At 61.9% G+C, this 14944-nt stretch carries 15 protein-coding genes; 5 read left to right on the top strand and 10 right to left on the bottom strand.

Going from position 1 to position 14944, the window contains the following annotated elements; translation table 11 throughout:
* Positions 1–135: 135 nt before the first annotated feature.
* From EJ576_RS07790 to EJ576_RS07750, 8 genes are all read right to left on the bottom strand, one after another.
* Complete coding sequence (locus EJ576_RS07790) at positions 136–1293, bottom strand: phosphatidylserine/phosphatidylglycerophosphate/cardiolipin synthase family protein (RefSeq protein WP_122724791.1); 1158 nt, start codon at positions 1291–1293, stop codon at positions 136–138.
* 1 nt (position 1294) lies between these two features.
* Positions 1295–1885 carry a YceI family protein gene (locus EJ576_RS07785; protein ID WP_016975110.1) on the bottom strand — a complete coding sequence of 197 codons (591 nt, stop codon included), beginning with the start codon at positions 1883–1885 and terminating at the stop codon, positions 1295–1297.
* 52 nt (positions 1886–1937) lie between these two features.
* Positions 1938–2696 carry an IclR family transcriptional regulator gene (locus tag EJ576_RS07780; protein WP_028619291.1) on the bottom strand — a complete coding sequence of 253 codons (759 nt, stop codon included), beginning with the start codon at positions 2694–2696 and terminating at the stop codon, positions 1938–1940.
* Positions 2697–2760: 64 nt separating this feature from the next.
* On the bottom strand, positions 2761–4203 hold the full coding sequence (locus EJ576_RS07775; protein ID WP_126569985.1) for an amidase: 1443 nt from the start codon (positions 4201–4203) through the stop codon (positions 2761–2763).
* On the bottom strand, positions 4200–5510 hold the full coding sequence (locus tag EJ576_RS07770; protein ID WP_126569984.1) for a citrate-proton symporter: 1311 nt from the start codon (positions 5508–5510) through the stop codon (positions 4200–4202). The genes EJ576_RS07775 and EJ576_RS07770 overlap by 4 nt, the downstream gene beginning before the upstream one ends.
* A gap of 59 nt (positions 5511–5569) precedes the next feature.
* The gene (locus EJ576_RS07765) at positions 5570–6745 is read right to left on the bottom strand and encodes a M20 aminoacylase family protein (RefSeq protein ID WP_068936498.1); all 1176 of its coding nucleotides are present in this window, start codon (positions 6743–6745) and stop codon (positions 5570–5572) included.
* A 755-nt stretch (positions 6746–7500) separates the two neighbouring features.
* Positions 7501–7815, bottom strand: a complete 315-nt coding sequence (locus EJ576_RS07755) for an amidase (protein ID WP_126569983.1) — start codon at positions 7813–7815, stop codon at positions 7501–7503.
* Positions 7812–8885 carry a serine hydrolase gene (locus EJ576_RS07750; protein ID WP_122724781.1) on the bottom strand — a complete coding sequence of 358 codons (1074 nt, stop codon included), beginning with the start codon at positions 8883–8885 and terminating at the stop codon, positions 7812–7814. Before EJ576_RS07750 ends, EJ576_RS07755 begins: the two co-directional genes overlap by 4 nt.
* Before the next feature lie 186 nt (positions 8886–9071).
* Between EJ576_RS07750 and olsB the strand changes: the two genes are divergently transcribed.
* Together olsB and EJ576_RS07740 are read left to right on the top strand one after the other, a co-directional pair.
* Entirely contained in the window at positions 9072–9827 is a 756-nt protein-coding gene (gene olsB, locus EJ576_RS07745) for an L-ornithine N(alpha)-acyltransferase (RefSeq protein WP_003172415.1), read from the top strand.
* Positions 9827–10618, top strand: a complete 792-nt coding sequence (locus tag EJ576_RS07740; protein ID WP_122724779.1) for a lysophospholipid acyltransferase family protein — start codon at positions 9827–9829, stop codon at positions 10616–10618. Before olsB ends, EJ576_RS07740 begins: the two co-directional genes overlap by 1 nt.
* A gap of 112 nt (positions 10619–10730) precedes the next feature.
* Here EJ576_RS07740 and EJ576_RS07735 read toward each other — a convergent pair whose 3' ends face one another.
* The gene (locus tag EJ576_RS07735) at positions 10731–11315 is read right to left on the bottom strand and encodes an ACP phosphodiesterase (protein ID WP_122724777.1); all 585 of its coding nucleotides are present in this window, start codon (positions 11313–11315) and stop codon (positions 10731–10733) included.
* Between the two features lie 154 nt (positions 11316–11469).
* On the opposite strand from EJ576_RS07735, the gene EJ576_RS07730 reads away from it, so the two are divergent.
* Genes EJ576_RS07730 through EJ576_RS07720 form a run of 3 tightly spaced genes read left to right on the top strand, consistent with a single transcriptional unit; the run spans position 11470 to position 14061 of the window.
* On the top strand, positions 11470–11796 hold the full coding sequence (locus tag EJ576_RS07730) for a helix-turn-helix transcriptional regulator (protein WP_016975101.1): 327 nt from the start codon (positions 11470–11472) through the stop codon (positions 11794–11796).
* A 13-nt stretch (positions 11797–11809) separates the two neighbouring features.
* Entirely contained in the window at positions 11810–12976 is a 1167-nt protein-coding gene (locus EJ576_RS07725) for an MFS transporter (protein ID WP_126569982.1), read from the top strand.
* Positions 12977–13005: 29 nt separating this feature from the next.
* Positions 13006–14061 carry an alkene reductase gene (locus EJ576_RS07720; RefSeq protein WP_126569981.1) on the top strand — a complete coding sequence of 352 codons (1056 nt, stop codon included), beginning with the start codon at positions 13006–13008 and terminating at the stop codon, positions 14059–14061.
* Positions 14062–14295: 234 nt separating this feature from the next.
* Here EJ576_RS07720 and EJ576_RS07715 read toward each other — a convergent pair whose 3' ends face one another.
* Positions 14296–14928, bottom strand: a complete 633-nt coding sequence (locus tag EJ576_RS07715; RefSeq protein ID WP_010212311.1) for a TetR family transcriptional regulator — start codon at positions 14926–14928, stop codon at positions 14296–14298.
* Positions 14929–14944 lie beyond the last annotated feature (16 nt).

The raw sequence follows: 14944 nt of genomic DNA, 5'->3' as shown, positions 1-14944 counted from the left end.
GCATTCCGGCTGTTCAAAGGTGAGCCGCCGTAAGGGCGGACCCCATAGCAGCCGTTACCCAAATAACGGATATGTACACCGCACCACCGCCATCGCTGGCAAGCCAGCTCCCACATTGGATTAGCGGCGCTCTAACTAGCCCCGTCGGTCGAGCAAATTCACCACCAACCGATCAATCCACCCCCACACCCGCTGCTTCACCCGCCGCCACAACGGCCGCGACTTCCACGCCTCCAGGCTCACTGCCAGGCTCTGCTCGAAATCCCGCTCGAAACTGCCCACCACCGCCCGCGTCAATTCAGGGTCCAGCGCTTCCAGGTTGGCTTCCAGGTTGAAGCGCAAATTCCAGTGGTCAAAGTTGCAGGAGCCGATGCTCACCCAGTCGTCCACCAGCACCATTTTCAAGTGCAGAAAGCACGGCTGGTATTCAAAGATCTGCACACCCGCGCGCAGCAAGCGCGGGTAATAACGGTGCCCGGCGTAACGCACGGACGGGTGATCGGTACGCGGGCCGGTGAGCAGCAAGCGCACATCGACGCCGCGCCCGGCGGCACGGCGCAAGGCACGGCGCACGCTCCAGGTCGGCAGGAAGTACGGAGTAGCCAGCCAGATACGCTGCTGGCTGCTGTTCAAGGCGCGGATCAGCGATTGCAGGATATCCCGGTGCTGGCGGGCATCGGCATAGGCCACGCGCCCCAGGCCTGGGCCGGTGGCCGGCACCTTGGGCAAACGCGGCAAACCGAAATGAGTGGCGGGCTTCCACTCACGGCGCGCGGCATTGGCGTGCCATTGGCGATCGAACAGCGCCTGCCAATCCAGCACCAACGGGCCACTGATCTGCACCATCACTTCATGCCAGTCGGCGGTGTCCTGCCCCGGCGTCCAGAACTCATCTGTTACACCCGTGCCGCCGACCACTGCGATTACCTGGTCGATCAGCAACAGCTTGCGATGGTCACGATACAAGTTGCGCATCCAGCGGCGCCAACTCAGGCGATTGTAGAACCGCAACTCCACCCCGGCATCGGTCAGGCGTTTGCGCAGCCCGAGGGTAAACGCCAGGCTGCCGTAATCATCGAACAGGCAACGCACCCGCACACCGCGTTCGGCAGCCTGCACCAGGGCTTTAACCATTTCTTCAGCGCAGGCGCCGGCTTCGACCAGGTACAACTCCAGGTCAACCTGGCGCTCCGCCCGGGCAATGCCCACCAGCATCTGCGGGAAGAAATTCGGCCCGTCGATCAGCAATTCGAAACGGTTGGCGCTGCGCCAGGGGAACACCGCGCCGCTCATATCAGCGCGCCGTGAAGATCAGCACCGCACCCACCGGCACTGACAGACTGATCGACTTGAGCCCCGCCGCTTTGCGCAACGCCGCCACACCCGGCGCCAGGTCAAAGTCCTCGGCATGCATCACCAGCGGTTCCAGAGTCACTACCTGGAAGCGTCGGTCGTCCAACCGCGTGGCCAACAACTCGGCGCTGTAGGTTTGGGTTTTGCCGTGCAGGGTCACGGACAACGGCAGGCGCAACTCCAATTGTGCGCCGGGAGCCAAATCATTGATCGGCTGCAGGTTGATCTGCGCGTTGATCAGCGCATCGGGAAAGGTCTTGATCTCGAACAATTGATTGCGCATGCGCTCGTCACGCAGCGGGATGCCGCTGTTGACGGACTCCAGCTCCACCTCCAGTTGCGCCGCGCCCTTGCTGTCGACCTTGCCGTGCAACACCAGGAAGCGCTGCACTTCGGCAATTTCGGTGTTCTTGGTGGTGACGAACGACAGACGCGACGATTCGTTATCCAGATACCAGTCGGCATGGGCAGGCACAGCAGCGGCGGCCAACAGGGCGAAGGCCAGGGGTTTGATCACAGAAGCGTTGAACATTGAAGACTCGTGGGGCGAAAAACCTGAACGAACCTTAACCGGATCGCGAGGGTTACGCCAATGCGCGCTGCACTTCGCGCACCGTCTCTTCCAGGCTGGCCATGTGCAGGTTCAACACCCGCTCCACTGGCGCCTGATGCATCGGCCAATGCAGCGCCATGCTCCCAACCAGACGACCATTGACGCGCACCGGCAGGGCGACGGCGCGAATCAGAAACGGCAAACGCACCGGATACTCCCAATAACCCTCGGTGCGCTGGCCGAAACCCTGGTGCTGGGTTTGCTCGCAGGCCTGGTATTGCTCGTCCGCCGCCACATGGTCGCGACCCGCCAACCGTTGCACCTCTTCGGCCGGCAATTGGGTGAGGCAGGCCTTGCCCATCGCGGAATGAAACAGGCTGGCGTGCTGGCCGACGATCTGGCAATTGTTCGGATAGAGCTTGCGCAACACGCTGGGGATCGCGCTCTCCATGACTTCCAGGCGCTCGCCATCAAAGCAGGACAAATCCACCACCAACCCGGTGCGTTCGCTGAGCTCCAGCAACCACGGCGCCGCGCTTTCCACGACTTGGCGTTTGAAGCGTTGCTGGGTGTCGCCGAACAGACGTTGAGCGCGCAGGCGGTAACGACGATCGCTCAAGCCGCGATAGACCCAGCCCTGCTCCTGCAACGTCAGCAACATGCGCGACACCGTGGCCTTGGGCAGGCGTGTGAGGTAGTGCAACTCCTCCAGCCCCAGGGCCTGGTGCGCGCCCAGCAACTCGACGATCGCCAGTGCGCGCTCGACCGAGCGTACGGTGCCTGTCTCCATGTTCGATCTCCCTGTTGCCGGTGGATGATCATTGTTCACAGCAAGATACAGGCCCGGTCGCAGCTCAACCCGTCGATGCCAGGCACGTCGGCGGCCGACGCTGCACCCATTGCGTCAGCTGTTCATGAGCATAGGCCAATTGCAGCACCGCCCGATCCGCCTGGGCCGGGCCGATGATCTGCACGCCCATGGGCAGGCCCTGGGGGTTAAAGCCCACCGGCACGCTCATGCTCGGCAGCCCGGCCAGGGTCGGGCCGATGACCCCTTCCATCCAGCGGTGGTAGGTGTCCATTTCACGCCCGCCAACGAGGCGCGGCCAGGGCTGCTGTGCATCGAAAGGGAACACTTGGGCGGTGGGCAGAAGCAGAAAATCGTAACGTTCGAACAGCTTGGCGAGGGCGCGATACCACTCGCTGCGATCCAGCGATGCCTGGTACACCTGCTGGGCCGTCAACCCCAGGCCACCCTCCACTTCCCATTGCGCTTCGGGCTTGAGCAGTGCGCGTTTCTGCGGGTTGGCGTAGGCCGCGCCGAGGTTGCCGTGCACCAGCCAGTGGCGATGCACCAACCAACTGCGCCACAGCCGCGCCATGGAAAAGTCCGGCTGGCAGCTTTCCACCGTGCAGCCCAATACAGTGAAATCGCCGAGGGCCGATTCGCACAGGCTCAGCACGCCGTCTTCCATTGGTAGATAGCCGTTGTAATCCCCCAGCCAGCCCAGGCGCGCCCCCTTGAAATCACGCTGCAAGGGCTGGCCGAACATCGCCGGGTCCTCCTTGGACGACAACGGCACTCGCGGGTCGTAACCCGCCTGGATGCTCAACAGCCGCGCCACATCCGTCACGCTGCGGCCCATCGGGCCTTCGGTGCCCAGTTGCTGCACGAACAGTTCCGGGGTCGGTCCGTAAGGCACTCGGCCTTGGGACGGGCGCAAGCCAAACACGTTGTTGAACGCCGCCGGGTTGCGCAGCGAACCCATCATGTCGCTGCCGTCAGCCACCGGCAGCATGCGCAGTGCCAGGGCCACCGCCGCCCCGCCGCTGCTGCCGCCCGCGACGAGGCTGGGGTCGTAAGCATTGCCGGTGGTGCCGAACAGCGTGTTGTAGGTCTGCGAACCGAGGCCGAACTCCGGCACGTTGCTCTTGCCGATGATGATCGCGCCACTGCCCCGCACGCGCGCCACGCTGATGGCGTCTTCGCTGGGCACGTGCTCGGCGAACAGCGGAGAGCCCAAGGTGGTGCGCAAGCCTTGGGTAGCAGCAAGGTCCTTGATCGCCTGGGGCATGCCGTGCATCCAGCCGCGCGACTGGCCTTGGTCCAACTCGCGATCACGTACCCGCGCCTCGGCCAACACGTCATCAGCGTCGCGCAGCGACACCAGCGCATTCACGCTCGGATTGAAGCGCTGGATCTGCGCCAAATACGCCTGCATCACCTCTTCGCACGACACCTGCCGTGCGTGGATCGCCCGCGACAGTTCGGTGGCATCCCAATCAACAATACTCAAGGCTTCACCTCTTTCGAAAACGGCAGCGGTTTCTGTGCCCGCGGCGCCTCATGCATGCAGTAGGTGCCCAGCAGCGTCAGCACGCAAGCGAACAATACATAGAAGGAGGGCGCGACGGGCGTGCCCAGCACTTTGGTCAGCCAAGTGACGATCAGCGGCGCAAAACCGCCGAACACCATAACCGCCACGTTATAGGCGACCGATACACCGGTCGAGCGAACTTCGATGGGAAACTGCTCGGCCAGTGCGGTCGGCGCCGGGCCGAAGAACCCACCGATGGCGGTGCACAGCATCACTTGCATCACCAGCAGACGCTCGATGGACGGCGCGGCGGCGACCCAAACATACAGCGGATAGACCATCACAAAAAACGCCAGGGTGAACGCCATCAACACCGGCCGCCGTCCCAGGCGGTCCGACAGCAAACCAGACAGCGGAATCACCACGGTCATCAGCGCCACCGCGAACATCTGCACCATCAACACCTGGTCCAGCGGCAGACCAAGGCTTTTGTGGGCGAAGGTCGGCATGTTCACCAGCACCACATAGAACGACACCGTCGCGCCACAGGCCAGGCCCATGGACACGAGGATGCTGCGCCGATGCTCGCGCACCACCTGCATCAGGCTCGGCGCCGGGCCGGTCGCCTGTTTGCGTGCCTCGATGAATTCTTCCGGGTCTTCCATGTGCCGACGAATCCACAGGCCCACCGGTCCAATCAGCAAACCGAACACGAACGGCAGACGCCAGCCCCACAGGTCGAGGGTTTCCGGCGAAAAGAAGTGCGTGACCGCAGCCACCATCGCCGCGCCACCAAACACCGCCAGGCACTGCCCCACCAACTGCCAAGAGCCATATAAGCCCTTGCGATGGGCTGGCGCGCTTTCCACCAGGAACGCCGTAGCACTCGCGTATTCACCGCCGGTGGCAAACCCTTGAAGCATGCGCGCCACCACGATCAACAACGGCGCGCCCATGCCGATGGCGGCGTAGTTGGGCGCAAAGGCGATCAACGCGATGGACACGGTCATCAGCCGGATAATCAACTGCATCGCGGCCTTGCGGCCTTTGCGGTCGGAATACATCCCCAGCAGGATGCCCCCAACCGGCCGCATGAAAAAGCCCACGCCGAAAGTGGCCAAGGCCATCAACAGCGAGGCGTACTCGTCATCCGAAGGAAAAAACTGTCGGGCAATGATGCTCGCCAGAAAGCCGTAGACAATGAAGTCATACCATTCCAGCGCATTGCCGATCACGGCCGCCACCACTTGGCGGGTGCGGGACACACCTGGTTTTGCAGTCTGCATGAGGAACACTCCATTCAACCGATCGAGGGAAAGGGTCCAGCGGCAGAAAAAGAAGGTCGTCAAGCAGGCTTGAGCCAGCTCTCGGCCAGCGCGCCCCAATAGGCGGCGCCAGTCAGCAGGATGTCGTCGTTGAAGTCATAGGCGGGGTTATGCACCATCGGCCGCGACACGCCGTTGCCGATGAACAGGTAGCTGCCGGGGCAGCGTTGCAACATCCAGGCGAAGTCTTCGCTGCCCATCAGCGTACGGGTGTTGCCGTCCACCGCGTCGGCGCCGAGCAAGGCGACGCCGACCTGGCGGGCGAATTCGGTTTCTTCGGCGTGATTGACCAGCACCGGATAGGCCGGGCGGTGTTCGATCTGCACCGTGCAGCCAAAGCTGGCGGCCTGGGTGTGGATGATGGCGAACACCCGCTCCAGCATCTGCTCACGCACCTTGGGATTGAGCGCGCGCAGGCTCAGACGCAACAGCGCCTGCTGGGGAATCACGTTGGCGGCCTGGCCCGCTTGCAGGGCACCGACGGTGACCACGGCAGCTTCCTGGGTGTCGATATTGCGCGCCACCACTGTCTGCAACGCCATGACCATGCTCGCCGCCGCCACCAACGGGTCCACCGTCAGATGCGGCATGGAACCGTGACCACCAACGCCTTCAAGGGTCACGGTGAGCAAGTCTTGCGAAGCCATCATTGGCCCAACGCGCAACCCCAGATGCCCCGCCGGCAGCCCCGGCATGTTGTGCATACCAAACAAGCCATCGCAGGGGAAACGCTCCAGCAAACCGTCAGCCAGCATGGCTTCGGCGCCGCCCTGGCCCTCTTCGGCGGGTTGGAAGATCAGGTTCAAAGTGCCATCAAATTGCCGCGTGGCTGCCAGGTAGCGCGCTGCGCCGAGCAGCATGGTGGTGTGGCCGTCATGCCCACAGGCGTGCATGCAACCGGCGTGTTGGCTGGTGTAGGACGCGCCAGTGTTTTCGATGATGGGCAAGGCGTCCATGTCGGCACGGATGCCCAGGGTGCGCGAACTGCTGCCATTGCGCAGCACGCCCACCACGCCGGTCTTGCCGATGCCGGTGTGCACCTCATAGCCCCAGTCTTTCAGGGATTTGGCGACGAGGGCACTGGTGCGGTTTTCTTCAAAGCCCAGTTCAGGATGGGCGTGAATGTCCTGGCGCACGGCGTGCAAATCGCCGGCAACGTCGCTGAGCCAATCCAGGATGTGCTGGTGTGGGCGCATGGTGATTCTCCTCACAGGCGGGTGTTCCCGTTCTTGTTTGCTGCACATCGCCAGCTAACCGCGATGTGGGCAGGAGGACAATCAAAGGTGGTTCCACTCTGTGGAACCTTGCGGCATCACATGGTTTTCCTGAAGCTTGCCTCTCTCTGTGGTGAGCAAGCTTGCTTGCGTCGGAGGGGGAAGTGCCGCCAAAAACCAGGCGGCCAAAAATCATGAATAACCGGGTCGAATCTTGTGTAAGGAAAGCGTGCTAGAGGGCATTATTTTTTCTGTACAACCACATCAAATAGAACCCACCAAGGGGAACGGCGAAGACAAAATAGAACAGCCATAACAGTGTGTGCCCACCATGGGATGCAGCCGTCTTCAATGGATCCGACCCCCAAAAGCGTTTCCCAGTAACACTGAAGACAATGTTTTCTACTGCGCGCCTTGAGAACGGGAACAAAAGTGCATTAGCCCCGCAGATAGAAATATAAATAGCAGCGTTATCGCTCGAGCGGAAAACATAAACGCTCAAACAGAATAAAAACAATCCAATCATCAAGCCCTCAAAAAAATGGCTTTTCTCCATGCCCATTCGCATTCTTATCATCCTGAAGTAATGTTGAGCCACACGCGCTAGAGCCAGAAACATCCGCTCTGCATATGAAGGGCCGCAACCCATGTCATCGGCCACCTGCAAGATTACTACATGCGCGCGGCATCAAAATCAGGACGCTGCACGTTGCGCTTGAAACGTGCGAAGGTAAATCCTACGGCAGCAGGCGACACCCCTGCCGCTCCCCCAACCACCGCGCCATATGCGTGCGCCCCAACCCACTCGCCGTCACCTCACTGCGCTCCGGGTTGTCGCTGAACGCGCTGGTCGGCACGTACTGCTTCACATACCCCCGGCAGTACTCCGCCGGGTTGTTCGCCACATAGCGGCACGAGCAGTACTCTTTGGCGGTGTAGGCCGCGATGATGTCGGGGAAGGCTTGCAGGTTGACGCGTTCGTGCCAGAGCCAACCCAGCAGGGCGAGCAACAGCAGCAGAAACAGGCTGGTAAACGGGCGACGGCGGATCATGGTTGCACCGCCGCGAGTACGCGCTTGAGCAGTTCGTTATGGCGATAGCTGCCGTCGCGATCATCGCCATAACGCACGATGACCAAGTGTTCGTCGGGCATCACGTACAACGCCTGCCCCCAATGACCGAGGGCGGCGAAGGTGTCGGCGGGAGCATCGGGCCAGGGTCGTGACGCGCCTTTATTGAGCCACCAATGACCACCGGGGACGGCTTCGTCCTGGCCGGGTTTGTATTTATCGAAGGGCTGGCGATTAAAGACGACCCAGTCTTTCGGCAACAGCTGTTGATCGCCCCAACGACCGTCCCGCGCCATCAGCAAACCGACACGCGCCAAGTCGCGAGCGGTGAGGTAGGCATAGGACGAGGCGACGAAGGTTTCATCGGCGTCGGTCTCCCAGGTGGCATTGCGAATGCCCAAGGGCTTGAACAGCGCATCCCACGGGTAACTCATATAGGCCTTGTGCCCAAGCATGCCTTTAAGAGTGGCGGACAGGATATTGGTGTCGCCGCTGGAATAACGGAACACCTGGCCCGGTGCAGTAGCGGCCTCGGTGTCGGCGGCAAAGTCGGCCATGTCGCCGCGGCCTCGGGTGTAGAGCATCGCCACCACCGAGGATTTCAGCGGCGCGTATTCGTAATCTTCCTGCCAGTCGAGGCCCGAGGCCCAGTGCAGCAAGTCGGCCATGGTCACGGCCGGGTGCTGTTTCATCGGCGGGTAAAAGCGCGCGGCGGGGTCAGTGAGTTTGAAGCGGTTATCGCCGTAGGCCACGCCCAGTACGGTCGCCATCAGGCTTTTGCTGACCGACCAGGTGAGGTGCGGGGTGCTGGCGGTGGTGGGTGCGGCGTAGCGTTCGTAGATCACCTCGCCATCGCGAATCACCAGCAACGCATCGGTGCGAATGCCTTTGCGGGTGGCGTCGTCGCGCGCCGGGAAGGCGTAGGCCTCCAGGGCATCAACAGCGGGACCCGAGAGCGGTGTGCCCTTGGCCCAGTCTTTATCGGGCCATGTTTCGGCGTGAGCGGCAACGGTGACGAACAGCAGGGCAACACACAACAGGCCTCTGACCATGGACGCAGACTCAAGGGGGCATTCAAGCCCGCGAGCCTAGCCGAGGGTGATGACAGATTTGCGACAGCGAGGGCTGTCATCCAAGCGTCACCATAACTTCATGGAGATGACACCGAGCCTACATAGCCTGAGTTTGGACAACAAAGTCGACCGGCCGAAATCGTGGCCGGCACTCGGAGACTCGCCATGACTCAGATCGCCCGCATCAGCGACACCGGCAATGAACGCCGTCTGCAAGCCGAACGCCTGGTTGGCGCGCAGGCGTTGCAGGAAGCCCAGGCCCTGCGGTTCAACGTGTTCAGCGGCGAGTTCAACGCCAAGCTGAAAGGCGCGGAACTGGGCCTGGACATGGATGACTATGATGTTCACTGCAGCCACATCGGCGTGCGAGACTTGAACAGCGGTCGACTGGTGGCCACCACCCGTTTGCTGGACCACCAGGCTGCCAGCACCCTGGGTCGGTTCTACAGTGAAGAAGAATTCAGCCTGCATGGCTTGCTCCATCTGCAAGGCCCGATCCTGGAAATCGGCCGCACCTGCGTCGACCCGGCCTACCGCAACGGCGGCACCATCGCCGTGTTGTGGGGCGAATTGGCCGAAGTGCTCAACCAGGGCGGCTACAGCTACCTGATGGGTTGCGCGAGCATCCCGATGCACGATGGCGGCATCCAGGCCCACGCAATCATGCAGCGCCTGCGCGAACGCTACCTGTGCAATGAACATCTGCGCGCCGAACCGAAAAAACCACTGCCGGCGCTGGACCTGCCGTCCAACGTGATCGCCGAGATGCCGCCATTGCTCAAGGCGTACATGCGCCTGGGTGCGAAGATCTGCGGCGAGCCGTGCTGGGATGAGGATTTCCAGGTGGCCGACGTGTTCATCCTGCTCAAGCGCGATGAGCTGTGCCCGCGTTACGCGCGCCACTTCAAGGCTGCAATGTGATGAGCCGCCTGCGGGTTTACGGGCGCATTGCCCGCGTGCTGGTGGTGGTGGCGCTGGGCTTGAGCATGGCCAGCGTGTTTGGGGTATTCGAGCGCATGGGCATCGCAAACTCGATGGTGCGGCGCCAGCGTTGGTCGCGGTTTTTCATGGCACGACTGACCAGCGCCCTGCCCTTTCGCGTGACGGTGCACGGTGAGTTGCCGACGCAGCCGATGCTGTGGGTGAGCAATCACGTGTCCTGGACCGATATTCCGCTGCTGGGCGCCGTGGCGCCGATGTCATTCCTGTCCAAGGCCGAAGTGCGCACCTGGCCGGTGGCAGGTTGGTTGGCGGCCAAGGCTGGCAGCTTGTTTATCCGCCGGGGTTCGGGCGACAGCCAGTTGATCCGCAAGCAGATGACGCGCCACTTGGAGCAAGAGCATCCGTTGCTGATGTTCCCGGAAGGCACCACCACCGACGGGCGCAGCCTGCGCACCTTCCACGGGCGCTTGCTGGCCAGTGCGATCGATGCGGATGTGTCGCTGCAACCGGTGGCGATCCGTTATCTGCGTGACGGCCAAGTCGACCCGCTGGCGCCTTTTATTGGCGACGATGATTTGCTCTCGCACTTGATGCGCTTGTTTGCCAACGACCAGGGCGATGTGGAAATCCATGTGCTCAAGCCGATTGCCTGCGCCGGGCAGGAACGTGCGGCACTGGCGTATCAGGCGCAGCAGGCAGTGCAGAAGGCGTTGTTTGGGCCGTTGCCGGAAGCAGAAGAGGTTGATGCACGGCCGGCATTCGCCGCTTGAATTAAGTGAACACCGATCAAAATGTGGGAGCTAGCTCGCCTGCGATAGCGGTGGGTCAGCAATACATGTATCAACTGGCAGGCTGCAATCGCAGGCAAGCCAGCTCCCACATTCAGACCTGAGTAGTGAGTTGAGCTTGTGCAAATTTTTGCAGTTCGGGGTAGAACACCCGGAAGTCTTCGCTCAACGGCTCATACAGCTCGCGCAACTCCTGCATTGCAAACCCCAGCTCTTCTGGCTGCGTCAACCGCCGGGAGATCCCCCGCAACACCTGCTCCATCACCGCAAACTCGCGGTACGAACCCAACCAATCATCTGCCGCCATATACGGCGCAATCTGCGCCAGCCGCCCCGGCAACTGCGGCTCGGCCGCCAGCACGCGGTACACCTGCGACGTAAACCGCTCCAAGGGCTGGTCGGCATACAAGGCCCAGTCCCGCGCCAGGCAGTGGTCGAAAAACACATCGAGGACGATCCCGGCATAACGCCTGCGGGTCAGGCTGAAGCGTGACAACGCCTCCCCCACCAGCGGGTGGCTGTCGGTGAAGCGGTCGATGGAACGATGCAGCTGGATCGCCGATTCGATTTGCGGGCTGAACTGGCCCTGCAGGCGACCTTTGACGAAATCGCCATAGAGGCTGCCCAGCAGTTGCGCAGGAAGTTGGCCGCCCAGGTGCAGATGTGCGAGATAATTCATGGTGCGCAGTCTACCACTGCCCTCAACGTATCGTTATAACCCGATATACCGATTGAGCCTAGGCTCAGACCAAAATCATATTGGTCTATCGGGATAGACCGATATAAAGTTCGCCTCATCGCGATATAACGCTGCAAGACACCGAGCACCTGCCATGTCCATCGACCTCGACGAAATAATAAAAGCCCTGGCGCACCCAGTACGACGAGACATCCTCACCTGGCTGAAAGACCCGAAAGTGCAATTCCCCGAACAACTGCACAACCACGAATACGGCATCTGCGCCGGGCAGATCGACCAGCGCTGCGGCTTGTCCCAGTCGACCGTGTCGGCCCACCTAGCCACCCTGCAACGCGCCGGGTTGATCAGCAGCCAGAAGGCCGGCCAGTGGCACTTTTTCAAACGCAACGAGGACACCATCCAGGCCTTCCTCGCGGCGCTCACCACCGAACTCAGCGCGCACGACAGCGCCGCGTTGTAACAAGGAAACGCTAATGCCCCTCTCGCTACTCATACTGGCCCTCAGCGCCTTCGCCATCGGCACCACCGAGTTCGTCATCATGGGCTTGTTGCCCGATGTGGCGGCGGACTTGGGTGTGTCGATTCCCGGCGCCGGCTGGCTGGTGACCGGCTATGCCCTGGGCGTGGCCATCGGCGCACCCTTCATGGCACTGGCCACCGCCAAACTGCCACGCAAGGCGGCGCTGGTAGCGTTGATGGGCATCTTCATTATCGGCAACCTGCTCTGCGCCCTGGCCAGTGACTACAACGTGCTGATGTTTGCCCGTGTGGTCACCGCGCTGTGCCACGGTGCATTCTTTGGGATTGGTTCAGTGGTAGCGGCCAACCTGGTGCCGGCCAACAAACGGGCTTCGGCCGTGGCCTTGATGTTCACCGGTCTGACCCTGGCCAATGTGCTCGGCGTGCCGCTGGGTACGGCACTGGGCCAGGAAGCCGGCTGGCGCTCGACCTTCTGGGCGGTGACGGTGATTGGTGTGGTGGCGTTGATCGGCCTGATCCGCTTCCTGCCGGCCAAGCGTGACGAAGAGAAACTCGACATGCGCGCCGAACTGGCCGTCCTCAAAGGCGCCGGGATCTGGCTGTCGTTGAGCATGACCGCGCTGTTTGCCGCGTCCATGTTCACCCTCTTCACCTACGTCGCGCCGCTGCTGGGCGATGTCACCGGCGTGTCGCCCAAAGGCGTGACCTGGACCCTGCTGTTGATCGGCCTGGGCCTCACTGTGGGCAACATCATCGGCGGCAAGCTGGCGGACAAGCGCCTGGCGGCCACTTTGATCGGCGTATTCATCAGTATGGCGGTGGTCTCCACGGCACTGACCTGGACCAGCGTCGCCGTGATCCCGACCGAAATCACCCTGTTCCTGTGGGCCACCGCGTCGTTCGCCGCCGTGCCTGCGTTGCAGATCAACGTGGTGACCTTCGGCAAGGCCGCACCGAACCTGGTGTCCACCCTGAACATCGGCGCGTTCAACATCGGCAATGCCCTCGGCGCCTGGGTCGGTGGCAGTGTGATTGCCCACGGTTTCGGCCTGACCAGCGTGCCCTTGGCCGCAGCGGCCCTGGCGATCCTCGCGCTGTTGGTGACCCTGATTACTTTCCGTCAGAGCGGCGCTGCCGACCTGGCCCCCGCGACTAACTGATCCACTTCAAAGACAAAGGTGCTTTCCCCATGACGACTATTTTCGATCCGATCAAACTGGGCGACCTGGAACTGTCGAACCGCATCATCATGGCGCCGCTGACCCGCTGCCGTGCCGACGCCGGTCGCGTGCCCAACGCGCTGATGGCCGAGTACTACGTGCAACGCGCCTCCGCCGGGCTGATCCTCAGCGAAGCCACCTCCGTGACGCCGCTGGGCGTGGGTTACCCGGACACCCCAGGTATCTGGTCCAATGACCAGGTGCGCGGCTGGGCCAACGTCACCAAGGCGATTCATGGCGCGGGCGGCAAGATCTTCCTGCAACTGTGGCACGTGGGGCGTATTTCCCATGAGTCGTACCTGAGCGGCGAAAGCCCAGTGGCCCCGAGCGCGATCCAGCCTAAAGGCCACGTCAGCCTGGTGCGCCCATTGGCCAACTACCCGACGCCACGCGCCCTGGAAACCGCTGAAATCGCCGACATTGTCGACGCCTACCGCACCGGTGCCGAGAATGCCAAGGCCGCCGGTTTCGAGGGCGTGGAAATCCACGGCGCCAACGGTTACCTGCTCGACCAGTTCCTGCAGAGCAGCACCAACAAGCGCACCGATCAGTACGGCGGCTCCCTGGAAAATCGTGCACGCCTGCTGCTGGAAGTGACCGATGCGGCCATCGAAGTCTGGGGCGCTGGCCGCGTGGGTGTGCACCTGGCACCGCGCGCCGACTCCCATGACATGGGCGATGACAACTTGGCGGAAACCTTTACCTACGTTGCCAGCGAACTGGGCAAGCGTGGCATCGCGTTTATCTGCTCCCGTGAGAAAGAAGCCGGCGACAGTCTCGGTCCACAACTCAAGAAGGCTTTCGGCGGCGTGTACATCGCCAACGAACGCTTCACCAAGGACAGCGCCAACGCCTGGCTGGCCGAAGGCAAAGCCGATGCCGTGGCGTGGGGCGTGCCGTTCATTGCCAACCCGGATTTGCCAGCGCGCTTGAAAGCTGACGCGCCGTTGAATGAAGCCCGCCCAGATACTTTCTATAGCAAAGGCCCAGTGGGTTACATCGACTATCCGACCCTGGCGCTGTGATGTAAAAAGCTGAAACGAAAAAGCCCCGGTTCGAAGGAACCGGGGCTTTTTCATGGACGCTGGGTAACATTCCTTCACAGCCCTGCAACAAAATCGCTACAAAATACTTAGGCGGCTACCTATCAACCCGCCGCCAGCCCGTATATAAAGTCACCCCACCGATCAGGCGGAAGGACGATTGACTGTCCTTGGGCTTTACTGTTGACACAACCTGATGCAATTACGCATTTTGTCTCAATTGCGCAGGCTGGGGCTCCAGCGCAGCATGTCCAGCCCGGCATCCACCCAGCGTTCGGCTTCCTGATGCAGTTGGAAGCTGTCGGGGACCAGCAGCCACTGGCCGATCAGCCCGTTGATGTAGGCGTGGATGCACACCGCGCCACGGGTGGTATCGAGGTTTTCCGGCAGTTGCCCGCGATGGACCGCGTTACGCAAGGTCAGGCCGATGCGCAGGTTGCACTCCAGGCTATGGGTCTGACGTTGGCGACGCATATCGCACATTTCATCGGTGAATTCGCACTTATGGAACAAGATCTCGTTGATGCGCCGGGTTTTCGGGTCCAGGGCCACTTGATGAAACAAATGAATCAACAGCTTGCGCATGCAGCCCAGCGGGTCGAGTTCATCCTCGCTTTCACTCGCCCTGGCCAACTCGTCCAGCGGCTCATGCAGCGTGTCGAGCAACGCCTGGAGCAAATCGGATTTATTGCTGAAATGCCAGTAGATGGCACCCCGCGTCACACCGGCCAGCGCGGCGATGTCCGCCAGCGTGGTCCGCGCGACGCCGCGCTCATAGAAGGCTTGCTCGGCGGCTTGAAGAATCTGGCTGCGCGTTTCCTGAGCTTCCTCTTTGGTGCGACGAACCATGGCAGTACAACCTCAA

Source organism: Pseudomonas sp. C 49-2, from assembly GCF_003970195.1.
GTDB classification, from domain to species: domain Bacteria; phylum Pseudomonadota; class Gammaproteobacteria; order Pseudomonadales; family Pseudomonadaceae; genus Aquipseudomonas; species Aquipseudomonas canadensis.
Note: the sequence above shows the minus strand (reverse complement) of the source record. Positions and strands in the feature narration are given on the sequence as shown.

What these genes read in the sequence shown, in the direction of transcription:
- EJ576_RS07790 (WP_122724791.1), bottom strand. Translation starts at nt 1,293, where the DNA reads ATGAGCGGCGCGGTGTTCCCCTGGCGCAGCGCCAACCGTTTCGAATTG.
- EJ576_RS07785 (WP_016975110.1), bottom strand. Translation starts at nt 1,885, where the DNA reads ATGTTCAACGCTTCTGTGATCAAACCCCTGGCCTTCGCCCTGTTGGCC.
- EJ576_RS07780 (WP_028619291.1), bottom strand. Translation starts at nt 2,696, where the DNA reads ATGGAGACAGGCACCGTACGCTCGGTCGAGCGCGCACTGGCGATCGTC.
- EJ576_RS07770 (WP_126569984.1), bottom strand. Translation starts at nt 5,510, where the DNA reads ATGCAGACTGCAAAACCAGGTGTGTCCCGCACCCGCCAAGTGGTGGCG.
- EJ576_RS07765 (WP_068936498.1), bottom strand. Translation starts at nt 6,745, where the DNA reads ATGCGCCCACACCAGCACATCCTGGATTGGCTCAGCGACGTTGCCGGC.
- EJ576_RS07755 (WP_126569983.1), bottom strand. Translation starts at nt 7,815, where the DNA reads ATGATCCGCCGTCGCCCGTTTACCAGCCTGTTTCTGCTGCTGTTGCTC.
- EJ576_RS07750 (WP_122724781.1), bottom strand. Translation starts at nt 8,885, where the DNA reads ATGGTCAGAGGCCTGTTGTGTGTTGCCCTGCTGTTCGTCACCGTTGCC.
- olsB (WP_003172415.1), top strand. Translation starts at nt 9,072, where the DNA reads ATGACTCAGATCGCCCGCATCAGCGACACCGGCAATGAACGCCGTCTG.
- EJ576_RS07740 (WP_122724779.1), top strand. Translation starts at nt 9,827, where the DNA reads ATGAGCCGCCTGCGGGTTTACGGGCGCATTGCCCGCGTGCTGGTGGTG.
- EJ576_RS07735 (WP_122724777.1), bottom strand. Translation starts at nt 11,315, where the DNA reads ATGAATTATCTCGCACATCTGCACCTGGGCGGCCAACTTCCTGCGCAA.
- EJ576_RS07730 (WP_016975101.1), top strand. Translation starts at nt 11,470, where the DNA reads ATGTCCATCGACCTCGACGAAATAATAAAAGCCCTGGCGCACCCAGTA.
- EJ576_RS07725 (WP_126569982.1), top strand. Translation starts at nt 11,810, where the DNA reads ATGCCCCTCTCGCTACTCATACTGGCCCTCAGCGCCTTCGCCATCGGC.
- EJ576_RS07720 (WP_126569981.1), top strand. Translation starts at nt 13,006, where the DNA reads ATGACGACTATTTTCGATCCGATCAAACTGGGCGACCTGGAACTGTCG.
- EJ576_RS07715 (WP_010212311.1), bottom strand. Translation starts at nt 14,928, where the DNA reads ATGGTTCGTCGCACCAAAGAGGAAGCTCAGGAAACGCGCAGCCAGATT.